Origin of the sequence: Chitinophaga rhizosphaerae (genome assembly GCF_003958645.1) — a bacterium.
GTDB classification, from domain to species: Bacteria; Bacteroidota; Bacteroidia; order Chitinophagales; family Chitinophagaceae; genus Chitinophaga; species Chitinophaga rhizosphaerae.
This window is the reverse complement of sequence record NZ_RXLO01000001.1, coordinates 701326-726036: the sequence shown is the minus strand read 5'-3', so window position 1 is coordinate 726036 and position 24711 is coordinate 701326. Positions and strand designations below refer to the sequence as shown.

Annotated in this window: 23 protein-coding genes; 7 read left to right on the top strand and 16 right to left on the bottom strand. The window is 53.7% G+C overall.

From position 1 onward, the window contains the following. Position 1 precedes the first annotated feature (1 nt). Positions 2-1765: a RagB/SusD family nutrient uptake outer membrane protein gene (locus EJ361_RS02895; RefSeq protein ID WP_205686910.1), complete on the top strand. Its 1764-nt coding sequence runs from the start codon at positions 2-4 to the stop codon at positions 1763-1765. 65 nt (positions 1766-1830) lie between these two features. Here EJ361_RS02895 and EJ361_RS02890 read toward each other — a convergent pair whose 3' ends face one another. After that, complete coding sequence (locus EJ361_RS02890; RefSeq protein WP_164714057.1) at positions 1831-3462, bottom strand: M1 family metallopeptidase; 1632 nt, start codon at positions 3460-3462, stop codon at positions 1831-1833. 120 nt (positions 3463-3582) lie between these two features. Here EJ361_RS02890 and EJ361_RS02885 point away from each other — a divergent pair, with 120 nt between their 5' ends. The 3 genes from EJ361_RS02885 to EJ361_RS02875 all read left to right on the top strand — a co-directional run bounded on the left by EJ361_RS02885 (position 3583) and on the right by EJ361_RS02875 (position 7851). After that, on the top strand, positions 3583-5199 hold the full coding sequence (locus EJ361_RS02885; protein ID WP_126243830.1) for an ABC transporter substrate-binding protein: 1617 nt from the start codon (positions 3583-3585) through the stop codon (positions 5197-5199). Between the two features lie 133 nt (positions 5200-5332). Continuing rightward, a complete protein-coding gene (locus tag EJ361_RS02880; protein ID WP_126243829.1) occupies positions 5333-6115 on the top strand; it encodes an acyl-CoA desaturase in 783 nt (260 codons plus the stop codon). Positions 6116-7398: 1283 nt separating this feature from the next. Further along, the gene (locus EJ361_RS02875) at positions 7399-7851 is read left to right on the top strand and encodes a DUF1842 domain-containing protein (RefSeq protein ID WP_126243828.1); all 453 of its coding nucleotides are present in this window, start codon (positions 7399-7401) and stop codon (positions 7849-7851) included. 193 nt (positions 7852-8044) lie between these two features. Here EJ361_RS02875 and EJ361_RS02870 read toward each other — a convergent pair whose 3' ends face one another. From EJ361_RS02870 to EJ361_RS02855, 4 genes are read right to left on the bottom strand one after another with little or no spacing between them, the layout of a single operon-like run. Then, positions 8045-8698, bottom strand: coding sequence for a response regulator transcription factor (locus EJ361_RS02870; RefSeq protein WP_126243827.1), 654 nt, complete (start codon positions 8696-8698; stop codon positions 8045-8047). Continuing rightward, positions 8688-9494, bottom strand: coding sequence for a sensor histidine kinase (locus EJ361_RS02865; protein ID WP_126243826.1), 807 nt, complete (start codon positions 9492-9494; stop codon positions 8688-8690). The genes EJ361_RS02870 and EJ361_RS02865 overlap by 11 nt, the downstream gene beginning before the upstream one ends. Continuing rightward, positions 9467-10120, bottom strand: a complete 654-nt coding sequence (locus EJ361_RS02860; protein ID WP_126243825.1) for a hypothetical protein — start codon at positions 10118-10120, stop codon at positions 9467-9469. The genes EJ361_RS02865 and EJ361_RS02860 overlap by 28 nt, the downstream gene beginning before the upstream one ends. Next, positions 10120-10764: a flagellar basal body-associated FliL family protein gene (locus tag EJ361_RS02855; protein ID WP_126243824.1), complete on the bottom strand. Its 645-nt coding sequence runs from the start codon at positions 10762-10764 to the stop codon at positions 10120-10122. The genes EJ361_RS02860 and EJ361_RS02855 overlap by 1 nt, the downstream gene beginning before the upstream one ends. Positions 10765-11237: 473 nt before the next feature. On the opposite strand from EJ361_RS02855, the gene EJ361_RS02850 reads away from it, so the two are divergent. Further along, positions 11238-11585 (top strand): MmcQ/YjbR family DNA-binding protein, encoded by a 348-nt coding sequence (locus EJ361_RS02850; protein ID WP_126243823.1) that lies wholly within the window; start codon positions 11238-11240, stop codon positions 11583-11585. 60 nt (positions 11586-11645) lie between these two features. Here the strand turns inward: EJ361_RS02850 and EJ361_RS02845 are convergent, their stop codons facing one another. From EJ361_RS02845 to gyrA, 4 genes are all read right to left on the bottom strand, one after another. After that, positions 11646-12602: an NADP-dependent oxidoreductase gene (locus tag EJ361_RS02845; RefSeq protein WP_126243822.1), complete on the bottom strand. Its 957-nt coding sequence runs from the start codon at positions 12600-12602 to the stop codon at positions 11646-11648. A 99-nt stretch (positions 12603-12701) separates the two neighbouring features. After that, on the bottom strand, positions 12702-13019 hold the full coding sequence (locus EJ361_RS25720; protein ID WP_205686909.1) for a KGG domain-containing protein: 318 nt from the start codon (positions 13017-13019) through the stop codon (positions 12702-12704). 307 nt (positions 13020-13326) lie between these two features. Further along, complete coding sequence (locus EJ361_RS02835) at positions 13327-14580, bottom strand: tetratricopeptide repeat protein (protein WP_126243821.1); 1254 nt, start codon at positions 14578-14580, stop codon at positions 13327-13329. Positions 14581-14622: 42 nt separating this feature from the next. Next, positions 14623-17247, bottom strand: coding sequence for a DNA gyrase subunit A (gene gyrA / locus EJ361_RS02830; protein ID WP_126243820.1), 2625 nt, complete (start codon positions 17245-17247; stop codon positions 14623-14625). A gap of 334 nt (positions 17248-17581) precedes the next feature. On the opposite strand from gyrA, the gene EJ361_RS02825 reads away from it, so the two are divergent. Next, positions 17582-18907, top strand: coding sequence for a saccharopine dehydrogenase C-terminal domain-containing protein (locus EJ361_RS02825; RefSeq protein ID WP_126243819.1), 1326 nt, complete (start codon positions 17582-17584; stop codon positions 18905-18907). A 145-nt stretch (positions 18908-19052) separates the two neighbouring features. Here the strand turns inward: EJ361_RS02825 and EJ361_RS02820 are convergent, their stop codons facing one another. The 6 genes from EJ361_RS02820 to pdhA all read right to left on the bottom strand — a co-directional run bounded on the left by EJ361_RS02820 (position 19053) and on the right by pdhA (position 23260). Further along, positions 19053-19736 carry an SIR2 family NAD-dependent protein deacylase gene (locus EJ361_RS02820; RefSeq protein ID WP_126243818.1) on the bottom strand — a complete coding sequence of 228 codons (684 nt, stop codon included), beginning with the start codon at positions 19734-19736 and terminating at the stop codon, positions 19053-19055. A 30-nt stretch (positions 19737-19766) separates the two neighbouring features. Continuing rightward, entirely contained in the window at positions 19767-20174 is a 408-nt protein-coding gene (locus tag EJ361_RS02815; RefSeq protein WP_126243817.1) for an EVE domain-containing protein, read from the bottom strand. 24 nt (positions 20175-20198) lie between these two features. Beyond that, positions 20199-20918, bottom strand: coding sequence for a (Fe-S)-binding protein (locus EJ361_RS02810; RefSeq protein WP_126243816.1), 720 nt, complete (start codon positions 20916-20918; stop codon positions 20199-20201). Positions 20919-20995: 77 nt separating this feature from the next. Next, positions 20996-21499 (bottom strand): 6,7-dimethyl-8-ribityllumazine synthase, encoded by a 504-nt coding sequence (ribH, locus tag EJ361_RS02805; protein WP_126243815.1) that lies wholly within the window; start codon positions 21497-21499, stop codon positions 20996-20998. 8 nt (positions 21500-21507) lie between these two features. Next, positions 21508-22206 (bottom strand): tetratricopeptide repeat protein, encoded by a 699-nt coding sequence (locus tag EJ361_RS02800; RefSeq protein WP_164714056.1) that lies wholly within the window; start codon positions 22204-22206, stop codon positions 21508-21510. Positions 22207-22249: 43 nt separating this feature from the next. Next, positions 22250-23260, bottom strand: a complete 1011-nt coding sequence (pdhA, locus tag EJ361_RS02795; RefSeq protein ID WP_240646530.1) for a pyruvate dehydrogenase (acetyl-transferring) E1 component subunit alpha — start codon at positions 23258-23260, stop codon at positions 22250-22252. A 120-nt stretch (positions 23261-23380) separates the two neighbouring features. Between pdhA and recF the strand changes: the two genes are divergently transcribed. Further along, positions 23381-24469 (top strand): DNA replication/repair protein RecF, encoded by a 1089-nt coding sequence (recF, locus tag EJ361_RS02790; protein WP_126243813.1) that lies wholly within the window; start codon positions 23381-23383, stop codon positions 24467-24469. 2 nt (positions 24470-24471) lie between these two features. On the opposite strand, the gene EJ361_RS02785 is transcribed toward recF, so the two are convergent. Next, positions 24472-24633, bottom strand: coding sequence for a DUF1328 domain-containing protein (locus EJ361_RS02785; RefSeq protein ID WP_126243812.1), 162 nt, complete (start codon positions 24631-24633; stop codon positions 24472-24474). Positions 24634-24711: the final 78 nt, after the last annotated feature.

Genomic DNA, 24711 nt, shown 5'->3' with positions numbered 1-24711 from the left:
TATGAAAAAGACATTATTAGGCATACTATTGCTGGGCGGGATGTTCGCCTCCTGCAAAAAAGTACTGGAGATAGACGATCTGGAGGGCTATAGCCCCGAACAGGTTTGGAACGACGAGAACCTGGCCAACGCCTTCATCACCAATATCTATCCCATGTTCGGGAACTGGAGCCCCGGGCTCGAACAAAAGAGCGAACAGATGGCGGGCATCTTCTTCTATCCCGACCGCGTGACCATCACGAACGGCGAGTTCAAAAGCTGGAACTACAACCGTATCCGGCTCATCAATGAAGCGGCTGCAAAAGTGGTGACGGGCGGCCTGAAGCAGGACGTGAAAGACAGGATCCTCGGCCAGGCGCTCTTCATGCGCGCATACGCGTATTTCGACATGGTGTTGTACCATGGCGGCGTACCCTATATTACCAAACCGCAGGACCGCGAAACCGACGACCTCAATACACCACGCAACTCCACCAAAGAATGCTTCGATCTTATCATCAAGGACCTGGACGACGCCATCGCCAAACTGCCGCCCAGAATCGCCACTTCCTCGGCCGACTATGGCCGGATCGACGGCGCCTTCGCCCTCGCATTCAAAGCGAAAGTGCTGTTGTATAAAGCCTCTCCGCAGTTCAACCCCTCCAATCCCTGGAACAATGCTTACTGGGCGGAAGCGTATACCGCCAACAAAAAGGCGTACGACGATCTGAAAGCGCTGGGCTTCGAACTGGTGGAGGATTATAGCAACATCGCGCTGCAGGAGAAAAATACCGAGACCGTTTTCGCCGTGGTGAACCAATATCCGAACAAAACCTCGGAATGGGACAACGGCGTTCGCCCCGGTTCCGAAAGCCGCGGGCCTGCATTTGCCGTGCCCACCTGGGAGTTCGTGAAAACGTTCCCCATGAAGGATGGTAAGAAATACAACGACAATTCCGGTGCGTATTATAAATCGGACGCCGATTTCCTCCAGAATTACTGGAAAGACCGTGATCCCCGCTTCAACAAATCTGTTGTGTGGAACGGCAAGCCCTACGCCGTTTCCGGGAAAGCGGATAAGCGCCAGTATACGGCACTGGGCGTGGCGCATGAACTGGACGATTATGGCATCAACCCCAAAGCGCAGATCAACTCCACGAACCTCGACCGCTACACCGGCTTCTTTGTTCTGAAGAACAGCCTGCTGCGCCTCAAACAGGCGGAAGTGCAGCAGTACGATGTGGATTTTGTGCTGATGCGGTTCGCGGAAGTAATGCTCAATTACGCCGAGACCGCCAACGAGACAGGCCGCATGGCAGATGCGCTCGACATCCTGAAGCAGATCCGCCAGCGCGCGGGCATCGAACCGGGAACGAACGGCAACTACGGCATTACCGCCACCACGCGCGATCAAATGCGGGAAGCCATCCTGGACGAGCGTAACATCGAGCTTTGCTTCGAAGGCCAACGCTTCTGGGACCTCCGCAGGCTGCGCATGCTCAACCGCCTGAATGGCCTTACGAAGTGGGGCGTGGAAGCCATTGCCATCAATCCTGATGGTTCGGAAATGCCGATCAGCGAAGCGCGTGTGAAAGCCACCGCCAACCAGCTGACGGAAGCCAACTTCAAATACAGCCTCCTCCAGGTGCCCCGCACCGGTGTGAAAGTGACCTCCGTGCCGGATACGTACTATTTCTTTCCCATCCTGAAAGACGTACTCGACCGTAACACAAAGTTGCAGCAAAACAACAATTGGGGCGGCACTTTCAATCCCACGATGGAATAACAAGGCATATGCTTGCCAAAAGGCCGCACTTTCCATGGTGCGGCCTTTTTTTTACGAGGTGATGATCAGTTTTTCTTCACCAGAATATAGAAATTCGGATCGATCGTGAATTTGGACGCGTCTTTCAACGGCATCGACTTCCATTCGCCGGTAGGTTGCAGCAGGATCGGTTTTCCGGTACCTGCGCTCACGCGCAACGGCATGTCGAACCCTTTTACATCCGCCACCCAACGGTATTTCAACTGTCCGTCGGCGATGTCGTATTCGAAAACGGGCGGCTGGGTATGCCGTAAATACTGATCGAAAACCTTATCGAAATTGATGCCGGTCGTTTTGTTGATAAAATCCTCCACCTGTTCCGTGGTCACCGTCTGGTGCCAGAACGTTTTGTTAAGCCCGCGCAATACCTGGCGGAATTTTTCGTCGTTGCCCACGATCTGCCGGATGGTATGCAGCATATTCGCGCCTTTATAGTACATATCCCCCGAACCTTCGGTATTTACGCCATAGGGCCCGATAATGGGAACATCGTTGGCGATATTCTTGCGGATGCCTTGCAGGTAGGCGTTCCCGGCTTCCTTTCCATAGCGGCATTCGGTGAAAAGCGTTTCGGAATAGTTGGTGAAGGACTCATGCACCCACATGTCGGCAATATCTTTCGTAGTGATATTGTTGCCAAACCATTCGTGACCGGTTTCGTGGATGATAATGAAATCCCATTTCAGCCCCCAGCCGGAACCGGACAGGTCTTTGCCGCGATAGCCCATTTTATACTGGTTCCCGTACGCCACGGCGCTCTGGTGCTCCATGCCCAGGTGCGGCGTTTCCACGAGTTTGTAGCTGTCAGCATAAAAAGGGTAGGGGCCGAACCAATGCTCGAAGCACTGCATCATGGGCTTTACGACGCCGAAATGTTTTTTAGCGGCAGACAGGTGATAATCCAGCACCCAGAAATCGAGCGGCAGCCTGCCGGCCTCGCCTTTGAAAGTATCGGAGAAATGCGCGTAATGGCCGATGTTGAGGGCTACGTCGTAGTTATTGATCGGGTTGGCGACGGACCAGGTGAACGTGCGGGTACCTTCCGGCCCGTCTTTCACGGTACGCAGGCGGCCGTTAGACACATTGGTGAGCTGCGCAGGCACGGTGACGGCGATGCGCATGCTGTCCGGCTCTTCGGACTGATGGTCTTTATTGGGCCAGAACACGCTGGCGCCGAGGCCCTGGCAGGCGCTGGCGATCCAGGGGCGGCCGAGGGAGTCGGTTTTCCAGACGATCCCCCCGTCCCAGGGCGCATTCTTCGCCTCGCGGGGCTTGCCGCCGAACGTAAGCGCGATGGTTTTTACCTGGCCCCTGGGCTGGTGGGCCGGCATGTCGATGAAGAAAGCATTGCCTTCCCGAACAAACGTCAGTTCCTTCCCGTCCTGCACCGCTTTTTTCAGCTCCATGGGTTGCTGCAGGTCGATCTGCATGCGGCCCGCCGCACCCGTTACCCGGTAATGGATCACGTTGGTGCCTTCGATGGATTTGGTGTCGGGGAAGACGCGGACCTGCAGGTCGTAAAACGTTACGTCCCACCAGGAGCGCTCCGGCCCGAGGGTGCCGCGCAGTGTGTCTTGCCGCGTAAAACGTGGGTTGTGCTGGCTGAAAGCGTTGGAAACGGTGAACAACGTCAGCAGGAAAGGCAGCAGCCTCATCATACAGGTAAAGTTTAAACGGCAATATAATCCAGTTGGGGGAGACGGTCCGGCATTTTTTTGACAGGCGGCAACCCGGCCTTGTCATTCCCCCGAAATCTGATTAACTTGTTGCCTTCGACTATGCGATATTCCATTCTCTTCCTGCTGATCATCGGCTGCGCCTGCGGCCAACGCCGCTCCGGCGGGAAAATGGTGTTCCGGTACAACCAGGAAGGCGGCATCCCCACGCTGGACCCCGCCTTCGCCAAGAACCAGGCCATCATGTGGGCCGTGCGCCAGGTGTTCAACACGCTCGTGGAAACGGATAGCGCGCTCCGCATCCGCCCGTCCCTCGCCAAAAGCTGGAACGTCTCGGCCGACCGGAAAGAATACGTTTTTCATCTCCGTACCGACGTCCATTTCCACGACCATCCGCTTTTTCCGGGCGGAATTGGGCGGAAAATGACGGCGCATGACGTGGTGTACAGTTTTCGCAGGATCATGGACCCCGCCACGGCTTCGTCGGGCGCCTGGGTGTTCAACGGGAAAGTAGACCCCGAAGCAGGGTTCGCCGCGCTGGACGACAGCACCTTCCGCCTTCGGCTGCTCCAGCCGTTCCAACCCATCATGGGCATCCTGAGCATGCAATATTGCAGCGTGGTGCCGCAGGAAATCGTGGCGCATTACGGGAAGGATTTCCGGAAAAAACCTGTGGGAACGGGGCCGTTCCGGTTTTTTTTCTGGGACGAAGGACAGGCGCTGGTACTGCATAAAAACCACCGGTACCACGAAACCGACGAAAACGGGCGGCGCCTGCCGTACCTGGACGCGGTACAGATATCGTTCGTAGACAGCAAGGGCACGGAATTCCTCCTGTTCCGCCAGGGCCAGCTGGATTTCATCAACGAAATAGACGCCACGTTCAAGGATGAGGTGATCACCCGGCAGGGCGAACTGAAAAAGGAGTGGGAAGGGAAGATCGTCATGATGAAAACACCGTACCTGAGCACGGAATATTTCGGCATCGTCATGGATCCCGGAAAACCCGGTGTGAAAAGCAGTCCCCTCCGCGATCTCCGTGTTCGGCAGGCGGTGAATTACGGGATCGACCGGGTGAAGATGCTGACTTATTTGCGCAACAGCAAGGGCATTCCGGCCACTTCGGGATTTGTGCCCGCAGGGTTGCCCTCTTTCGATACGGCGGCGGTGAAGGGTTATCATTACGATCCTGCGCAGGCGCGGAAGTTGCTGGCGGAGGCGGGGTACCCGAATGGGAAAGGGATGCCGGTGATCACGCTGGTGTCGATACCGTTGTATGCCGACCTGGCCGATTATGCCGCGCGGCAGTTGCAGGAACTGGGGGTGAAAGTGCAGGTGGAAGTGATGCAGCGGGGGCCGTTGATAGACCTGGTGGCCAAATCGGCCGTACCGTTTTTCCGCGCCAGCTGGATCGCGGATTATCCCGATGCGGAAAGCTTTTTGGCGATGTTTTACAGCAAGAATCCCGCGCCGCCGAATTATACGCGATATGGCAATCCTGCGTACGACAGGTTGTACGAGCGTGCGCTGCAGGAAAATGACGATTCCGTGAGGTATAAAATGTACCAGGAGATGGACCGGATGATTGTGGCGGATGCGCCGGTGGTGCCGGTTTTTTATGATATGGTGATGCGGTTCCGGCAGCCTAATGTGCTGGGCCTCAGCAGCGACGGGCTTAATACATTGGAATTGCGGCGGGTGCGGATCGGGGAAAAATAAGGCTGCATATATCATGTAATAATATATTCATTAAGAAGGGGTTAATTTTTGGAGGGGGGCTTGATTATTAGGTTAGGCCGGATTAATGGGTTACCTTTGCCCTTCAACTTTCAACACTAAAATTGAGGCGTTCATGACTGCGATATTGATCTTTTTCTTCTCACACTGGTTTTTATCACTCTTCTTCCATACATTTTTCCTTCACCGTTACGCATCTCACCAGATGTACGATACCAGCAAGGGTTGGGAGCGCGTGTTTTACTTCAGCACCTGGTTTTTCCAGGGTTCTTCTTACCTGATCCCCCGCGCTTACGGTGTGATGCACCGTATGCACCATGAATACAGCGATACGGAGCACGATCCGCACAGCCCGCATTTCTTTAAGGATGTTTGGCACATGATGATCCATACCCGCGAAATCTATGCAGGTTTTGTATCGGGAGACAAACTGCCCGCAGAGCAGTTTACCAAAGATCCGCTGCCGATCTGGAATGGTATGGACAAATTCGGTGACCACCGTGCAACCCGTTTAACCTGGATAGCGATCTACATCGCGTTTTACGTGATTTTCGCCGGCGCGGCCTGGTGGTGGTATTTACTGCTGCCGATCCACTTCCTGATGGGCCCCATCCAGGGTGCGATCGTGAACTGGTGCGGTCACAAATACGGTTACAGTAATTTCGACAACGGCGATCATTCCCGTAACTCCGAGCCCTGGGGTATTTTCCTGCTGGGCGAACTGTTCCAGAACAACCACCACAAGCATAAGGACAGCGCCAATTTCGCGAAGAAATGGTTCGAGTTCGATCCTACCTACCCGGTAATGCGCGCGATGGATTTCCTGGGCATTATCAAATTGCGCCAGACGGCAACGGCGAAGATCGCAGTGCCGAAGAAAGAACGCAGTGCGGCTTAAGGAATTGATATTCAAAATATTAAAAAGGCGATGGAAATGTCCGTCGCCTTTTTTTATGCCCGTAACAGCCGACCTTTTTTAAGCCTTATCGGTAATTCAGCACGGCTTGGCTGTGCATGCCCGACCTGTATGCGCAGAACGTATGTATGGACCGCCAGCTGCTCCCTCGGGCAATCGAAGGCCCATCCCGCGACAATCCCCATTAACTTCCGGAAAAACGCCTCAGCCTCCAGGTCCGCGACGAATGGCTTTCGTGTGTTCTTGACCGCATCGGGCAGCCTGACAAATTGATGGAGGCGGTGGTGAAGTTGACATCGCGGGATTTGTGGAATAGGATGATATCATATTAAAACAAAAGCACCGGGGACGGGCATGTCCAATTGGATGTGCCCGATTTTTCGCGCAAAATCCAAGCGAAACGATCGATAGGGGGCCTCAACTTAAAAAATCGGCGGGCGAGGGGTTTCCGGACGAAATGTGACAATACTCCCGCGCATTTTCGACGTGGAAAACTTCTCCAGTTTTTCATGAGTTGAATGGATTGATCTGATTGATTATGAGTATTCTAGTTCGGAAAATTCCTAACTGATCCTTCCTCCAAATTGTCACAAAACTTGATCAGATTCCTGAATTTATGGGATGTTGGGTTCGAATAAAGGTACCTGGAACAGTTTGAGACCGTCTAACCGGATTCTTGCAGAAAGCCGCAGAATATAACATATTGATAAGCAAATACTTCTATTCAGTCATTTGCCTATATTGCTTTATAATTTACATTATGTTAAATAAAACATATTGAATACCCGGAGAAATCTCCCCTTCAAGTTTATCATTATTCCTGGCCTGTAAAACGCATCCCGATTCCATGGATTTGGAAATTATTCGATTCGTGAGTTGAAGAATTTGGGATAGCGCAACGCCCCTTTGATTCGATTTTAAAATGGAAATATTCTAATTTATGATGGCCGCAGGCTATTCCTTTTTAGGACAATGTCGGCAAAACGGCGATCCCATTCTGCCGTTGACGGAGCGGTTAGGATTTTGTAAATATTTGCTCATCCCCCGAAATTATTTTCGAATGGATGGCGACGCGTTCCAGCGCTGAAATCCGGTATCCAGGAACCTGAAATATATCCTTATTCAGCGAGTCATTCCGTAATGCATTGAAAATCAAATCTCCCTGTGCCAGTTATAAAAGGCTGAAAATCCCCCCGGCCCAGGGGAAAAACAACCTTTCAGGGGTGGCCGCCATTTTGGAAATTTGATCGTTCGCTTTTCTCTGTATGCTTAAGACCATTTTACCAGACACTCCCATCGCCCCCGGGCTGTATTCCGTCCATATCGATATCGGCGGAACCCAATCCGGCGCCCCCGCGCTGCGCATTTCGTTGACTGTCAATGAATTCACAAAGCAGCTGACCGGCACCGGACAACTACGATCCGGTGCATTTCACCATTCGTTTGGCCTCAGTTATCTGAAAGGTTACTACTTCTCCTCGCCGGCCTCACCCATTGTGGAATTCCCCAACGTTTTGATTATCATGGGTATGCCGTACCTGGCGCCGCCTTACAGCAACGTGGTCCCGCAGCCCAACATGGAAATCTTTCTCGAACTGGATAATGCCTGGAAATCAGGCTTCTGCACGTACAAGTACGAAACCGACGGCACCTGGCTTACCGTTGCCAGGGCGCCGGCTGGTTTCATGGAACCCAGGATGCTGGCAGCTGTCGTTTAAACTTAATTGTCTTGCCATCCTAAGGATCCCTATTCCATTTACCTTCAGTTTTCACTAAGTAACACATGAAACATGCACCGGCGCTGGTTCTCCCGCGCCGGTTTCCTTCACTCCATCCGAATCGAAAACAAGAATCCCCGGTCTGGTTGATAGACCGGGGATTTTTATATCCGTTTTACGCCTGATTGCTGGATCAGGGCGCGTAAAGTTCGTTTTTGATGGCGAAAAGCACCAATCCCGTGCGCGATTTGATCGCCAGGCGGTCGAACAGCTCCTGTCGGTAATTGTCGATCGTATGCGGACTGAGCTTCATTTCCGAAGCGATCTCCTTGTAAGTCAATTCCGAACAGCAAAGCCGGAGAAAAGTGATCTCGTTATCGCTCAGTTGTACCTGCAACGCGCCGGGCGTGGGATTGTCCTGAATGCTGCGGAGCATTTTCGCGGAAATCAGCTCGTTGAGGAAATAGCCCTGCTCATGGATGGTGCGGATGGCGTGCACCACGTCGGCGATGCGGGATTCCTTGACAAGGTAACCGCCGGCGCCGTTCTTCAGCATTTTAATGATGGGCTTATCGTCTTCGAAAGTGCTGAGTGCCAGTACTTTCACGTCGGGGTGATGCTGCTTGAGCCATTGGGTGGACTCGAAACCGTCCATGACGGGCATGTTGATGTCCATCAAAACCACGTCTGGCGGCGGTGTTGACCCGAGGCGCTCTTTCATTTCATTGCCGTGAGCGGCTTCGAAGGCAACGCGGATATCGGGATATTCCGACAGCAGGCTGGTAAGCCCCTGGCGGAACAGCGTATGGTCGTCTACGATAGCGATGTGGATGGTTTTATGTTGCATGGTTGTGATTTGCACGGGGAACGGTGATGGTGACGGAGGATCCCTTTCCGGGAACGGATTTGATGACGGCCGAGCCCCCTATCATGGCGGCTCTTTTGCGGATATTCTGGAGGCCCATGCCCGAGGGGTTCGAAAGCGCGGCTTCTACGTCGAAACCGGCGCCGTCGTCGATAAGCGTGAGCGTCAGGATGTTATCCGCCCAGGCTTGTTCCACCGTCACCGAAGTGGCCTGGGCATGGCGGATGATGTTATGCAGCGTTTCCTGGAAAATGCGGAACACAAACAGCTCGGTTTCAGGGTGTTTGGGCATGCCGTTGAGCGTGCCTTTCCGGTGGACCTGGTACCGGCCCGATTTTTCCAGCCAGTCCAGCTCGAACGAAATGGCATGCGGGAGCCCTTTGCCTACGAGCTCTTCGCCATGCATGAGGCGCGACAGTGCGCGGATTTCGCGGATAGACCGGCGCGCCAGGGCTTCTGCGGCGGAAATCTTCTCTGCCGCTTTTTCCTTGTCGGAAAGGTCTACCGCGCTTAGAGTGATGGTCATCAGCCCGAGGAGCTGGTTGATATTGTCGTGCAGATCGTTGCCGATGGTTTTGAGCGTTTGCTCCTGCACCTCCATCTGGGTCTGTAAAAGCTCCGTTTTGAATGCGTTCCGCATGCGCTCGGTTTCTTCCAGGTGCTTCTTTTTGCGGGCGTTATACACGCTCACATATACGATGAGGAACAGCGGAGCGATGAGGAAGACGGCGCTCACCCAGATGATCAGGGTTAATATTTCGTTTGTCGGTACCTGCATATAAAAGCGTAAGTCCAGCTGCCGTATAACAGTACGTTCAGGACCTTAAAAATAACATACCTGAGGGAAAACCGGATACCCTCGACCGAAGAAGCCTCCAGTAGGTACTGGAAAAAGATGTAGGTGGCGATGCCGCCGAAGTAAAACATCAGCGTCCCGCTCACCCACCAGAACGGCGGATGGGTGGCCAGGCGAACGTACCGGTCGTCCCGCAACACGAGATAAAAATAATACAGGCAGGCCACTACGACGGCGATGGAAAGCAGGATGGCCGTTTGCCGGGAATACGTCCCGAAGTCGCCGTCGAGCGATTCCGCGAGCCAAGCAGTGAGGAAGATGGCGCCCCATGCCAGGGGCACCCAGATTTTCATGCCATAGGGCTTAATAAGATGGTACAGGAATGTAGTCATTGCGAAACATTCGGCGAGCATATAGCCGTTGTAGATCGGGGCATTGGGCATCTTCAGTTCCGTCCGCATGAAAATTCCGCCGGTTTCGACGAGGCAAACAAGGAGAAGGTAGAACGGAAACCGCCTCCACACCGGATCCTTGTCGTGCCGGAGGCAGACAAGGGCGGTGAGGAAGCAGATCCATTCGGCTACCGTGTTGACGGTGAAATAATGCATTAGTTGTAAATGTGTTTTTTGGTGCTGTCGACGTTCGGAGCGAGGAAATACGCGCCTTTCGAGAAGCAGTTTTTAGGCGGCGGACAGAGTTCCCCGTTGTTTTCCGGATCGTCTGGCGGAGGGCTGGTCAGGATCATGCCGATGTGCGGGCGGCCGTTTCCACCTTCCTTGACTTTGATATGGTCCAGGTGCTTTTTGCCCTGGGCGCGCGTGGTAACCAGCACGAGCGTGGTTTGGCCCCAGTAAGGCTTGATCGGGTTGTGACCGATGCTGCCTTCATCCAGTTTGGACGGGTAATCGTTTGCGTACTTGGCGTAATAAAAACGGACACCGCTCATGGAATCCCTTTTCATGACGCAAAGTAAAGCGTGGATTCGCTCCGTTGAGAACCAAATGCTTCGGGATTGGGCGGAGTCCGGCGGAAGGCGTTTACCGTACCGGGCAATCATGTTGAACGCGGTGTCTACCGTCAACAGGTCTTTTTCCGGCACATCCGTCGAGGAATTGCATACGAACCGGGAAGCGTCAGGATTGGGTTTGCCGGCAGCGGCCCCGGGATTCCCGGATTGCGCCCACCAGTAACCTGCCGCTAGTCCGGCGGCCAGCGTAATAGCTGGGATCAGGATGGATTTAAATGTACTCATATAGGTTGTTATTGCATGCAAAGTGGAAGGAATCGGGATTAGCCTACGGTTTTCATGGCGAGCCAAATTACCGTTTTTCATCACATATTCCGAGAATCCACCCATGTAAATTTCGGTTGCACCGGATTTTCCGCACAGGCGTTTTTCGGCTCTCCCAAAAGCTGTTTTCAGGGGGATGTAAGGTTAATACTGAAACAATAACGCATTTTCTTGTCTCGGTCAACGCACTGGATGTTAAAAACTTAACCCGGGTTACTTCAACTCCTACCCTAACCATTCCTATCCAAAACGGCCGCTATTTAACATTTAATTGTAAGCAGATATTGATTCTCAGTGAGTTGGGTTGATGTAAAATGTTCGTTGGTTGAACCTATTTTGTTATGAATCAAGGTGATGGTTTTATCGAGAATGTAAGGAATCCTATCCGGGGCCCGCTTTTCCTTTACAACGGAGTTTTTCAGTAAATTGTGGGCATGAATCTCGAAAAACTCCAGGAATACTGCCTTTCCCTTCCGGGCACCGCCGAAGGATTTCCTTTCGGGGAAACCACGCTGGTATTTACCGTCATGGGTAAACTGTTCGCTTTGGTCGACATCGAATCATTCGAAAGCATCAACCTGAAATGTGATCCGGAATTGGTGGAAGAACTGCGGGAAAGATATGAAGGCGTGCTACCCGGCTATCATATGAATAAAAAGCACTGGAACACCGTTTTGCTCGACGGCTCCATCCCGGACCGGCTGCTCCTGGAATGGACCCGCAACTCCTACGACCTCGTCGTAAAAGGATTGCCCAAAAAGGTCCGCGAACAGCTCGGCTGAAAATACCGCCGCCGCTGCCCGGTTGTACCCGGCCACAGCGGCGATCGTGATATAATATCGTCAGACTTGATCCAGCGAAGTGTCGATGAGGAGGATGGTCTTACCCTTGCTCTTCGCCGCACGGCTATCCGCGATAGCCTGGGGTGCCTGGTCGAGCGGGATCCGGCGTTCCACCGGTACGGTAAGCCCCCCGCTATCGATCAGTTCGCGGAGCGCATCGAGTGAAGCCGGGGTCCCTTGGGTCTCGAAATTCCCGCCCCGCAGCCCGAGCGCATGGATGCGGTCTTTATCCGCCACAAACTGCGTGGTATGTACATGTCCGCCTTTCTTTACCAGCGGCAGCATCTTTTCAAAATTCACTTTATCGCTCACCAGGTCGATCAACGCATCGGCCCCGCCGGGAAATTGCTCCTCCACAGGAGCCGTTTTGTAATTGATCGTTTCCGTGGCCCCCAACTGTTTGATCCGCGCCGCCGATTCCTCATTAGATGCGGTAGCGATGACGTAAATACCCCTTGCCCTGGCGATTTGCGTCAGGAAAGAGCCCACGCCGCCCGTTGCACCCACCAGCAGTAGCTTTTGCCCTTCCGCCAGCCCCGAGCGGTCCAGGAGCTGAAGCGCCGTCATCCCCGCCGTCGGCAGCGCCGCGGCGTCAGAAAGCGCAATGGATTTCGGCGCTGCGGCGATGGCCGCCGAATCGGGAACGGTCACCATTTCGGCATACGACCCTTCGCCGATCGGCGGATGGATCATCTGGCCATATACCCGGTCGCCCACCTTAAAACGGTCTGCGCCCGCCCCGACAGATTCCACCACACCGGCCCCGTCTGTACCGAGGATCATGGGGAATACATGCGGCATCTGGTTTTCGAGGATGCCGTCTGCCAACTTCCAGTCGAACGGGTTGAGCCCCGCCGCGGCGAGGCGGATGCGGATGGTGCCGGCTTTTAGTGGTGGTACAGGCAAGTCCATTACGGCTGGATTGCTTTTGAACTGGTTAACTGCTACAGCTTTCATAATAGATGATTGAATGTCAATTTACGCAAAAAGCCGGCCCGGGCATAAAAAAAGCGTGTACCGCAGACGGGCACACGCTTCTGAATGTCCTTATCCGCCTCAGCGGGGTTTGCTGGGTTTACGGCCGCCGCCATGCGAGGCCTTGCCACCCTTACTGGCGATCTGGCGTTGTTTTTCCTTGTCCATAGCTGCAAATCCCCTTCTGCTGGGCGTCCTTTTGGGCGTTTCGCCATGTGCGGCAGCATCTCCGTCGGCCATTTCGGCTTCACGCTGGTGACGGCGGTCGGTAGTGTTCGGTTCGTTTTCGTCGTATCCTTCCAGCTGGTTGTTATTATCGTCGTTAAATTCCTGTTCTCCGTAACGCTCCTGCCTGTTCGCGTCTTTCATCAGCATGTTTTCGTGATGTTGCTCCTGCATGTCAGTAGGTTTTGTTCGTGTGACCATAATTGTAAGGATTTGATATGGTTATTGGAATTAGTTACATGTTTTCCAAACACATACGCGAATTACCATGCCAATGCATCCTGCTGAATACATATTATCGATGTTAAAATGATAATGCCTGATTAACAATACGCTATTACAACCCCATGAAAATCACTTACTTGTTTGCGTAGGGAAACGACTGTGGAAATATGGCGGCAGATTGGGACGTGCGGCAGCGGTGGGCAACAAAAAAAGGCAAGGGTTGCCCCTTGCCTTTAATTTATGGAATGGGACCTGATTAGTTCAGGTTTTCCAGTTTCTTTTTCACGGTTTCTACTTTATCGGTCATGTTTTTGATCGCGTAGATTTTCTGGAGTGCGTAGAGTGCGCTTTCGAAAGTGCGTTTGTCGCTGGCTTCCATTTTGCTGCCCATGGCGGTGAAACCGGCGTCGGCTTTCTCGAAGTACGGGAGCGACTGGTCCATGAGGCCTTGCACTTTAGTTTGCAGTTCTTTCGCTTTGGGGCCGGTTTGCTCCTTGCTGCTCAGGGAGTTCAGCTCTTTGTTGCTGGCTACTGCGCGGTTGAAGTAAAGGGCGCCGAGCTGGAAGTTGGCGGTAGCATCGTCTGCCTTGATGGTCAGTGCTTTTTTATAAGCTTCTTCCGCTTTGTTCATGAGCGCGTCGTAGTTGGCGGGTTTCTCTACATCGTTGCCTTTCTCGTCGCGCGGGTTGGCTACGTTATCGAGACGGATGGCGTAATCCAGCACGAGGCTGAAATCGCTGGGGTTCTCGTTCACTTTTTTCTCGAGCATGCTCAACAGGTCGTCCGTTTTACCGGTTTTGGAATAGTAGAGCATTTCCATGTCGTTAAAGCGTTTGTCTGCCGGGAAGAGGCCTTTCGCTTTTTCGATGGTGCCGAGCCAGTTGGCGTTATCGCCGCGTTCTTCGTATTGCTGCGCCAGTACTACGTACAGGGCGGGTTCGGTTTTGAACTGGAGCTCGGCTGCTTTTTTGAGCAGTTCGAAAGCGTCGTCCTTTTTACCGGCCTGTTGGGCGGCGTAACCGGCGTAGAATACCATGGCGGTATCTGTGGGGATGGAGCCGCCGAGGTCTTTACCGTTGTAGTAGTCGCGTACTTCTACCGCTTTTTTGAAATAGATGAAAGAGGAGTCCCATTTCTGATCGTTCAGGTTGCCATAACCGGCGTTGCCGATGGTGGCGTACACGTTGAACATGCGGTTATTCATTTCCAGGAGGGCTTCCGGGAGTTTGGGGTTGATTTCGAGGGCTTTTTTGAAAGCTTCGAAAGCAACTTCCGCGTCGGCCGCGCTTTTGTTCTTGGTAGCAAGGGCTTCGTAGATTTTGCCTTTTACGTACCAGGTACGTGCATCGTTTTTGGTCTTGTCATGAGCGAGCGCCGCTTCGATATCAGCTTTCGCCTGGTCGATTTTGTCGCTTTTCAGGTATTCATCTGCACTGTTCACTTTTGCTTTCTGCGCCATGGCTGCAAATCCGGCGCCGCAAAAGAGAAGCGTTACAAATATTTTTTTCATGTGGCTCAGGTTTTTAAATAATTATCGTTAATTGTTAATGGTTTATTCTTCAGTGGGTTCGGAAGCAGCTTCACCAGCGGCTTCTTCACCACCTTCAGCCGTTTCACCGGTTGATCCGGCATCTTCTGCAATACCTTCCGCGCCTGCTTCACCACCTTCCACGCCTTCGGCGTTTTCAACGATCTCGTCTTCCTCCTGCTCGTCGAGCCGTGCTACGGCGGCGATTTCGTCGGATTCGTCCATGCGGATGAGCCTTACGCCCTGAGTGGCGCGCCCTGCTTCGCGGACGTCAGCCACCGCCATGCGGATGGTGATGCCGGATTTGCAGGTGATCATCAGGTCGTTTGTTTCGGTAACGTCCACGATGGAGATGAGGGCGCCGGTCTTTTCGGTAATGCTGATAGTTTTTACCCCTTTACCCCCGCGATTGGTGATGCGGTATTCCTCGATGTCGGTCCGTTTGCCGAATCCTTTCTCGGATACCACCAGCACGGTTTTCGTTTTGTCTTCCTTATCAACACAAATCATACCAACCACTTCGTCTTTTTCGTTATCGACCTCGATACCCCGTACCCCGATGGCGCCGCGACCGGTGTCGCGCACGGTGTTTTCAGGGAAGCGGATCGCGCGGCCGCTCTTCACTGCCATCATGATTTCGCTGTTACCGTTGGTCAGCTTGGCTTCCAGCAGCTGGTCGCCATCGTTCACCGTAATGGCGTTCACGCCATTGGTCCGCGGGCGGCTGAACTCTTCCAGCAAGGTTTTCTTGATGATGCCGTTGCGGGTGCAGAGCACGATATAGTGGCTGTTGATGAACTCTTTGTCGCCCAGGTCCTTAATGTCGATGATCGCACGGATCTTGTCGTCAGACGGCAGGGTGATGAGGTTCTGGATGGCGCGGCCCTTGCCGGATTTTTCTCCTTCGGGGATTTCGTATACCTTGAGCCAGTAGCAGCGGCCTTTTTCAGTGAAGAACAGCATGGTGTGGTGGGTAGACGCTACGAACAGGTGCTCGATATAATCTTCGTCACGTGTTTTGCCGCCCATGGCGCCGCGGCCGCCGCGTTTCTGCTGGCGGTAGTCGTATGCGGAGGTGCGCTTGATGTAACCCAGGTGGGAAATGGTGATCACCACGTCTTCCTCGGCGATGATATCTTCGATGCGCATTTCGGCTGCGAGGTACTGGATTTCGGTCTTTCTTTCGTCGCCGAATTTCTTTTTCACTTCTTCCAGTTCCGTCTTGATGATTTGCATCCGGAGGCCTTCGTCTCCGAGGATTTCCTTCAGCCGGCCGATGAGTTGCATGATCTCTTCGTATTCTTCACGGATTTTGTCGCGTTCCATGCCTGTCAACCTTTGCAGGCGCAATTCCAGGATGGCTTTCGCCTGGATTTCGCTCAGCCCGAAGCTGGACATGAGGCCTTCGCGCGCTACATCGGGGGTGGCCGAGTTGCGGATGAGGGCGATCACTTCGTCGAGATGGTCGAGGGCGATGAGATAACCTGCGAGGATGTGGGCTTTCTTTTCCGCTTCGCGCAGTTCGTACTGCGTGCGGCGGGTCACCACTTCGTGGCGGAACTCGATGAATTCCGCCAGGAGGTCGCGCAGGTTCATGATCCGGGGCCGGCCTTTTACGAGTACCACGTTGTTGATGCCGTAAGAAGTCTGGAGCTCGGAGTATTTGTACAGCTGGTTGATGATGACGTTGGGGATCGCTTCGCGCTTGAGGTCGATCACCAGGCGCATGCCTTCGCGGTCGCTCTCGTCGCGCACGTCGGAAATGCCTTCGATCACTTTATCGTTGACCAGCTGTGCGATTTTCTGGTGGAGCACGGCTTTGTTCACCTGGTAAGGCAGTTCGTAGATCACGAGTTTTTCCTTACCGGTTTTAGCCGTTTCGGACATGATCTTGCCGCGCACTACTACCCTGCCGCGGCCGGTCTCGAAGCCCTGTTTAACGCCTTCGAAACCGTATATGATACCGCCCGTCGGGAAGTCGGGGGCTTTGATATGTTTGATCAGTTCTTCCGTAGTGATGTCACGGTCCTCGATCATGGCCGTGAGCCCGTCTACAAGTTCGGACAGGTTGTGGGGCATGATGTTGGTGGCCATCCCTACCGCGATGCCGCTGGCGCCGTTGGCGAGCAGGTTCGGGATGCGGGTGGGCAGCACCAAAGGCTCTTCGAGGGTGTCGTCGAAGTTGAGCGTGAAATCCACGGTGTCTTTTTCGAGGTCTTCCAGCATCGCTTCAGCGATCTTCTGCAGGCGCACCTCGGTATAACGCATGGCCGCAGGCATGTCGCCGTCGATCGATCCGAAGTTACCCTGCCCGTCGATCAGCATGTAGCGGAGCGACCAGGGCTGGGCCATACGTACCATGGTATCGTACACGGAAGCGTCACCATGCGGGTGATATTTACCCATTACGTCCCCAACAACACGGGCAGATTTCTTGTAAGGCTTGTTGTGCGTATTCCCCAGCTCATGCATGCCGAACAGCACGCGGCGGTGAACAGGTTTGAAACCATCCCTGACGTCCGGCAACGCGCGGCCTACGATCACGGACATCGAATAATCGATGTACGCCGTCTTCATCTGCTCCTCAATGTTGATCGGAACAATTCTACCTTCCTTTTGATTGTCTTGATTGTCCGTGTTCTCTATCATTATGTTATTGGTTTACAGGTTTTTCCGTATCCTTAAATAAAGAGCAAATATAACGATTTCAGGCCGGATTCCGGTGCTTTGGGGGCTAATTGTGAATAAAAATGAGGGAATATTCCTACTTTCGCGTCATCTCCGGTAAATGTTCTATATATCTTAAAATTGATATATACCAGCCGATCACAAATTGGCAAGCAATTTGTTTATAACCCTATGAAAATCAGCCCTTATAATCGAGCGGAAGCAATTATTCGAATGTTCTGGAAAACTGCGGTTATCTGAACATTCGCCGGAAATTATTGTTTTCGTTTGGTAGTTTTAACCACCAGAGTCTCTTATGAAGCATGTTCTATTGTTTGGCGCCGGCAAGTCAGCGACCGTACTGATCGATTACCTGCTGGCCAATGCGCCCCGGCAAAAATGGCATATCACCGTTGTAGATAACGACCTCATGCTGATCAAATCCAAGATCGGAAAGTCGTATTACGCCACGGCAGCGGCGATCGATGTGAAAGACGCATCGGTCCGCCAGCCCCTCGTCCGGGAAACCGACCTCGTCATTTCCCTGCTCCCGCCCGCCCTGCACATCACGGTGGCGCGCGATTGCCTGCAATTCGGCAAGAACCTCCTCACCGCGTCGTACATCGACCCGGAAATCCGCAAACTGGAAAAGGAAATTGAACAGGCCGGCCTGCTCTTCATGTATGAAATGGGGCTCGACCCGGGGATCGATCATATGTCTGCCATGAAACTTATCCAGTCGATCGAAAAGAAAGGCGGCCAGATCTCCTGCTTCCGCTCCTATTGCGGCGGGCTTATTTCCCCCGAAAGCAACGACAACCCCTGGCAGTACAAGATCTCTTGGAATGCGCGGAACATCGTGCTGGCAGGCGCTTCCGGCGCCATTTACCGTGAAAAGGGTAAAGTGAAGGAAGTGGAATACGAACACCTGTTCGACCAGTCCAAAACCATCCAGGTGCCCGGCCTCGGCAAACTCGCCTGGTATCCCAACCGCGATTCCCTCAACTACACCGATATCTACAACCTCTCCAACGTGCCCACCTTCATGCGCGCCACCCTCCGCTACCCCGATTTCTGCGAAGGCTGGAACGCGGTGGTCAGGCTCGGGCTTACCGACGACAAGAAGAAACGCCCGACCGACAAGCTCGCCTATTCCGCATGGGCCATGCAGAACGTGGCGGCAGACGATCAGCTCAGCCCGGAAGAGAACGTTGCCCAGTTCCTTGGCGTCAGCAGCAAAAGCAAACTGATCCGCCAGCTGAAATTTTTGGGCATTTTGAACGGAGATTTGATTAACTTAGGGGAACAGACCAACGCGGGCGTTTTGCAGCATGTACTCGAAGCCCGCCTGAGAATGGAGCCATCCGATAAAGACATGATCGTAATGTTGCACGAGATCGAGTTCGAGCGGCGCAACATGAGCACTAAATTATCAAGTTATATGATCGTGCAGGGAGAAGATAACCTGCGCACCGCCATGGCAAAAACGGTAGGGCTGCCCCTCGGCATCCTGGCCAAACTGGTCCTCTCCGGCCAGGTAAGCCTCACAGGCCTGCAGATCCCCGTTATGCCGGACATCTACAATCCCGTCCTCCGTGAACTGGAGGAATTCGATATCAGGTTCGAGGAAACTTTCGATTGAGGAAAAACACATTACTTACAGGCCGAAGATGCAACCGCTTTCATCCCGGGATTCAAGTCATTTTTCCTATGACTACTCCTAGAAGAGGAAGTTTTGAACAAGTGAAAGTATGGGCCGTCCCGGTAGTACCGGGACGGCTATTTTTTTAGGGTTGCAGCAAAGCCAGCAGTTCCGCCACCCCTTCCGTCGCCGGTTTTTCGATCAGCGTCCAGCTATGGGAATCGCTTACCGGCGGGATTTTTTTGTCGATAATGAACCGCGGCACATCCGCCCGCAGGTAGTTGACCAGCCCCGCCGCGGGGTACACATTCAGCGAGGTGCCGATGAGCACGAACACATCTGCCTGTACGATCTCCAGCACCGCCGGCTGAATCATGCTCACATCTTCCCCGAACCACACCACGTGCGGCCGGAACTGTCCGCCGTCGGGCGCCAGCTGCCCCATTTGAATGTCTTCCCGGATCTCATACAGCGTGGTTTCATCATACACGCTGCGCATTTTGAGGATTTCGCCGTGCAGGTGCAGCACGCGCGTGGAGCCGCCGCGTTCGTGCAAGTCGTCGATGTTCTGGGTGATCACCCGTACATCGTACCACTGCTCCAGCTGTGCCAGTCCGCTGTGTGCGGCGTTGGGCACAGCGGCCAGCACGTCTTTGCGGCGCAGGTTGTAGAATTCCTGGACGAGGGAAGGATTGTTCTCCCAGCCCGTGGGCGAGGCCACTTCGAAGACGTCGTGCCCTTCCCACAGGCCGTCGGAATCGCGGAAGGTGCGGAGACCGCTCTCGGCGCTGATGCCTGCGCCGGAAAGCACGACCAGTTTGGGTTTCATATCTTTCGGGTTTAATAAGAAATGACAGGCTTACATGCCTGCCATTTCCATGATTTTTTCGAATTCTTCGGGTTTCACCGTTCCGACCGACAGGCGGCCGAGCCGTATGAGGTCCATGTTCGCCAGACTTTTTTCGGCTTTGATCTGCGCGAGGGTGACGGGCTTTTTGAGCTTTTTCACCGGTGCGAGGTCTACCGCGAGCCAGGCGGGATCGGGCGTGGTGGGGTCCTGGTAGGATTCTTTCACCACTTTGGCGATGCCGACGATCTCGAGGCCTTCGTTGCTGTGGTACCACAATACCTGGTCGCCTTTCTTCATGGAGCGGAGGTTGTTGCGGGCGGCGTAGTTGCGCACGCCGTCCCAGAACGTCTGCTTGTCTTTCACGAATTGGTCCCAGGAATATTTGAACGGTTCCGATTTCACTAACCAATATTGCATTCCGAATCGCTTTATGGGCGCGGATTACCAGCCACTGGCCAGTACGTCCGCGATGTGCATGATTTTAATGTTTTGTCCGTGTTTACGGATATAGCCGTCGAGGTGCATGAGGCAGCTAAGGTCGGTGGAGATGAGATAATCCGCACCGGTGTCTGTCGAATTGTGCACTTTCTGTTCGCCCATTCCGAGGGAAATGGGTTTGAATTTCACGGCAAAGGTGCCGCCGAATCCGCAGCAGGTTTCCGATTCGTTCATCTCGCGCAGTTCGAGGCCTTTCACGTTGGCCAGGAGTTTGCGGGGGCCTTCCTTGATGCCGCATTCGCGCAGGGCGCCGCAGGCATCGTGATAGGTGCCGACGCCCTCGAGGGTGGCGCCGATGTCGGTTACGCCGAGCACGTCTACGAGAAATTCAGTGAATTCGTAGAGGTTTTTGCGGAGGAGTTTTACATCGTTATGTGCGGCGGAATTATCGAACAGTTTGCCGTAGTAATTCCGTACGAAGCCGGTGCAGGATCCGCTGGGCGCCACGATATAGTCGTACACGTGAAAGTCTTTGAGGAACTTGGTGGCCACGCTCCGGCATTCGTCCTGGTACCCTGCGTTGAAGGCGGGCTGGCCGCAGCAGGTTTGTTCGGTATTGTAATGCACGGTGCAGCCGAGTTTTTCCAGGACTTTCACCATGTTGAAGGCGGTTTCAGGAAAGAGCTGGTCTACGAAGCACGGTATGAAAAGATGTACGTTCATGCTGGTGGTATCAGTTTGGGTAATGAGCAGACAAAGTTAAGGGCTGCAAGCAGTTCAAGCTGCTGTTAACTTCGCTATTATCGGGCACTTTTTGCCAGTTGACGCTGAAATCCGATCATCTTGAGGGCGGTGAGCGCGCCTTCTTCCCCTTTATGGCCGTGAGCGCCGCCGAGGCGGTCAGTGGCTTGTTCTACGGTGTTAACGGTGAGCACGCCGAAGATCACGGGGATGGGGAGCTCGAGGTTCAGTTCGAGGATCCCGTCTGTCACGGCCTTGCACACGTAATCGAAGTGCGGGGTTTCTCCGCGGATGACGCATCCGAAGGCGATGATGGCAGACGGCTGGGCGCCGGTGCCGCGGGTTTGTTCCCAGATTTGTTTGCAGGCGAACGGCAGCTCAAAAGACCCCGGCACGATGTAGGTGCTGAAGTTTACTTTCTGCTCGGTGAGCGTACGTTCGGCACCCGCCACCAGTTCGTTGGTGACGAAATCGTTCCATTCTGTAGATACAATAACAACACTGGCACCCTCCAGTTGAAGAATGCCAGTGTTGTTGAGTAAAGTCTGATTGTGTACGGACATTTCCCGGATTATTTCACCACGCCCAATCTTGCCAGGTATTTCTCCATTTCACGGCCTTCGTTGGTGCGGGGGTATTTTTGTTTGATTTGTTGGTAAACGGCGATCGCTTCATCAGGCTTGTTGGCTTTTTCGAGGGCCAGGCCTGCGCGCATGAGGTACATGGGCGAAGTGATCTCGTTATCGGTAGCGCCTGCTTTTTTGTAGTAGCTAACAGCGTCCGCAGCGTTGTTCAGTTCCATGTAAGCGTCTCCGATGAGGCCGTTGGCGATGGAAGAGATCACGATGTCGGAGCTGGAGAATTGTTTCAGCTGGTCGATCCCTTTCTGGAATTCACCGAGGCGAACGTGGCAAACGCCAGCATAGTAGTGGGCGAGGTTGCCGGCTTTGGTGCTGCCGTATTTATCGATCACCTGGAGGAAACCGTAATTGTTACCGTCACCGTTGAGCGCTTTGCTCAGGGAATCGGCTGCGAAGAAGTGCTGCGCCTGGAAGATGGCTTCCTGTGCTTTCACTTCTGCCGGAGCTTTCACGAAACGCTTGTAGGCGAAGTACCCGCCGAAGCCCAGCACGAATGCCAGCAGTGCGATGTTGATGACGTTCTTGTTCTTGCTGTAGAAATCAGAAGCCCTGTCTGCAGATGCCTGCAGGTCGAAGTCCTGGTTTTTCACCGCCTTTTCCGGCTGTTTGGTGTTTTTATTTTCTGCCATGGTTGTTTGCATAATGAACTATAATAGGTAGACAGGGATGGATTTAGTCGACGATGAACGGATAGTCTTGCTGGACGTAAACATCTTTCAGCAGCTCGTCGTCAGACGGCCAGGGGCTTTCTTCCGCGAATTGAACGGATTCTTCCACTTCCTGTTTAACTCTTTCCGCGATGGCTTCGATGTCGGCTTCGGTAGCCCATTTGTTTTTCAGCAGCGTTTCTTCCACGATGGTGAGGGGGTCGCGCTGTTTGTATTCTTCCACTTCTTCCTTGGTGCGGTATTTGGCCGGGTCGGACATGGAGTGGCCGCGGTAGCGGTAGGTTTTGATTTCCAGCAGGGTCGGTCCGCCGCCTTCACGGCCGCGGGCCACCGCGCGGGCGATGCCTTCGTGAACGGCTTCGCAGCTCATGCCGTCGATAGAATCGGCGGGCATTTCGTAAGCGTCTGCCAGTTTGTAGATATCGAGTACGTTGGAGGTACGTTCAACGGAAGTACCCATGGCGTAGTGGTTATTCTCGCAAATGAAAATTACGGGAAGTTTCCACAGCATGGCCATGTTGAAGGTTTCGTGCAGCATACCCTGGCGGGCGGCGCCGTCTCCGAAAAATGCGAGCACTACATTGTCTGTGCCCAGGTATTGCTCGGCGAATGCCAGGCCTGCGCCGGTGCCGATTTGTGCGCCCACGATACCGTGACCGCCGAAAAATCCGTGTTCCTTGGAGAAAAAGTGCATCGATCCGCCTTTGCCTTTCGAGCAGCCGGTTGCTTTACCGTACAGCTCGGCCATGCAGGCCTTCGCCGAAATACCTTTCGCGATCGCCAGAGCGTGGTCGCGATATGCCGTAATAAATTTATCGCCGGGTTTCGTGGCCGTCATAGCGCCTGCCGCAATCGCCTCCTGACCTATGTACAGGTGACAGAAACCGCGTATCTTCTGCATTCCGTATAATTGCCCTGACTTCTCCTCGAAGCGACGCAGTAACAGCATCAATTCGTACCAGTACAGATATGTCTCTTTGGTGAATTTCGTTTTCACGTCTGTTAAAGTTTGCACTATTTCTAAATTTGTTCGCAAATATAACAGGAAAATCTGCAAATTCAAGCAATTTTGCAGAAGGATGTCTTAACGCCTTGCGGCAGACGGCATTCCGGCAGTTCAAACCATTCAGACAGCTTGTTGACGATATCCTCCATAGCGCTCACGCAATTCAAGAATTATTCGCACCGCACCTTCCGGTTCAGTTCCCGCATCGTCGGCATCACCGGCAGGAACGGATCGGGCAAAACCAACCTGCTCGACGCCATATATTATCTCTGCTTCACCAAAAGCTATTTCAGCTCCATCGAAAGCCAGAACGTCCAGTACACCACGAACGGTTTCCGGCTGGAAGCGTCGCTCGTCCGCCACGACCAACCCGAAAAGATCGTCTGTACGGTCAAAGACGGGAAAAAGGACATCGCGCTCAACGATGAGCCGTACGACCGCTTCTCCCGTCATATCGGTCACTTCCCGGCCGTCATGATCGCGCCGGACGATGCGGAGATCATCCTTGGCGGTAGCGAAGACCGCCGCAAGTGGCTCGACGGGTTGCTGTCGCAGCTGGTGCCCGGTTACCTCGATCATCTCCTCGCCTACCATAAAATCCTCCAGCAACGGAACTCCCTGCTCAAAACCATGGCCTCCATGGTCCAGCGCCCCGATCCGCTGCTCGACATCTTCGACGAACAGCTCGTACAGCACGCCACGCCCGTGTTCGAAGCAAGGAAGGCATTCCTGCCCGCGTTCATCGACCAGGTCCAGGAACGATACGATTACCTCGCCGGCAGCCATGAAACCGTGGCTTTCCGCTACCAGAGCCAATTGCTGGAACAGCCGCTGGCCACGCTCCTGGCACAGTCCAGGCTGCGCGACAAACAGGTGCAACGGACGACCCAGGGCATTCATCGCGACGATCTCCTGTTCCTGCTGGACGAGCACCCCATGAAATCGAGCGCCTCGCAGGGCCAGCGCAAGAGCTTTCTTTTCGCGCTCAAGCTGGCACAATACGAGGCGATCCGGACGCACAAGTGCTTCCCTCCCATCCTGTTGCTCGACGATGTGTTCGAAAAACTGGACCAGGAGCGGGTTTCCCGGCTCATTCAACTGGTGCTGCAGCCCGATTACGGGCAGGTTTTCATCACCGATACCCACGGCGAGCGCCTCAAAGACGCCTTCGCCGCCTGTCCCGACGCCATCCAGCTGATCTCCATGCAGGAAAACTGATCCTACCGGCGGATAAGCCCGCTGATGAGGGATATCAGGAACAATACCAGGAATATGAAGAAAAGGATCTTGGCGATGCCCACGGCGCCCGCCGCAATGCCGCCGAACCCGAATATGGCCGCCACAATGGCGATGATCAGGAAAATGACTGCCCAACGTAACATAATAAAGGGATTTAAAGTGAAACAATGATGTTATACACAATGTTCGGCAAACATCATTCCACGAATGCCATATGTCAT

Excerpts from the sequence above, each read along its gene's own strand:
- gyrA (WP_126243820.1), bottom strand. The coding sequence starts at position 17,247 with ATGATAGAGAACACGGACAATCAAGACAATCAAAAGGAAGGTAGAATT.
- EJ361_RS02825 (WP_126243819.1), top strand. The coding sequence starts at position 17,582 with ATGAAGCATGTTCTATTGTTTGGCGCCGGCAAGTCAGCGACCGTACTG.
- EJ361_RS02820 (WP_126243818.1), bottom strand. The coding sequence starts at position 19,736 with ATGAAACCCAAACTGGTCGTGCTTTCCGGCGCAGGCATCAGCGCCGAG.
- EJ361_RS02815 (WP_126243817.1), bottom strand. The coding sequence starts at position 20,174 with ATGCAATATTGGTTAGTGAAATCGGAACCGTTCAAATATTCCTGGGAC.
- EJ361_RS02885 (WP_126243830.1), top strand. The coding sequence starts at position 3,583 with ATGCGATATTCCATTCTCTTCCTGCTGATCATCGGCTGCGCCTGCGGC.
- EJ361_RS02880 (WP_126243829.1), top strand. The coding sequence starts at position 5,333 with ATGACTGCGATATTGATCTTTTTCTTCTCACACTGGTTTTTATCACTC.
- EJ361_RS25720 (WP_205686909.1), bottom strand. The coding sequence starts at position 13,019 with ATGCAGGAGCAACATCACGAAAACATGCTGATGAAAGACGCGAACAGG.
- EJ361_RS02895 (WP_205686910.1), top strand. The coding sequence starts at position 2 with ATGAAAAAGACATTATTAGGCATACTATTGCTGGGCGGGATGTTCGCC.
- EJ361_RS02810 (WP_126243816.1), bottom strand. The coding sequence starts at position 20,918 with ATGAACGTACATCTTTTCATACCGTGCTTCGTAGACCAGCTCTTTCCT.
- EJ361_RS02800 (WP_164714056.1), bottom strand. The coding sequence starts at position 22,206 with ATGGCAGAAAATAAAAACACCAAACAGCCGGAAAAGGCGGTGAAAAAC.
- EJ361_RS02870 (WP_126243827.1), bottom strand. The coding sequence starts at position 8,698 with ATGCAACATAAAACCATCCACATCGCTATCGTAGACGACCATACGCTG.
- EJ361_RS02875 (WP_126243828.1), top strand. The coding sequence starts at position 7,399 with ATGCTTAAGACCATTTTACCAGACACTCCCATCGCCCCCGGGCTGTAT.
- EJ361_RS02890 (WP_164714057.1), bottom strand. The coding sequence starts at position 3,462 with ATGATGAGGCTGCTGCCTTTCCTGCTGACGTTGTTCACCGTTTCCAAC.
- EJ361_RS02865 (WP_126243826.1), bottom strand. The coding sequence starts at position 9,494 with ATGCAGGTACCGACAAACGAAATATTAACCCTGATCATCTGGGTGAGC.
- EJ361_RS02860 (WP_126243825.1), bottom strand. The coding sequence starts at position 10,120 with ATGCATTATTTCACCGTCAACACGGTAGCCGAATGGATCTGCTTCCTC.
- EJ361_RS02835 (WP_126243821.1), bottom strand. The coding sequence starts at position 14,580 with ATGAAAAAAATATTTGTAACGCTTCTCTTTTGCGGCGCCGGATTTGCA.
- EJ361_RS02855 (WP_126243824.1), bottom strand. The coding sequence starts at position 10,764 with ATGAGTACATTTAAATCCATCCTGATCCCAGCTATTACGCTGGCCGCC.
- ribH (WP_126243815.1), bottom strand. The coding sequence starts at position 21,499 with ATGTCCGTACACAATCAGACTTTACTCAACAACACTGGCATTCTTCAA.
- EJ361_RS02845 (WP_126243822.1), bottom strand. The coding sequence starts at position 12,602 with ATGAAAGCTGTAGCAGTTAACCAGTTCAAAAGCAATCCAGCCGTAATG.
- EJ361_RS02785 (WP_126243812.1), bottom strand. The coding sequence starts at position 24,633 with ATGTTACGTTGGGCAGTCATTTTCCTGATCATCGCCATTGTGGCGGCC.
- EJ361_RS02850 (WP_126243823.1), top strand. The coding sequence starts at position 11,238 with ATGAATCTCGAAAAACTCCAGGAATACTGCCTTTCCCTTCCGGGCACC.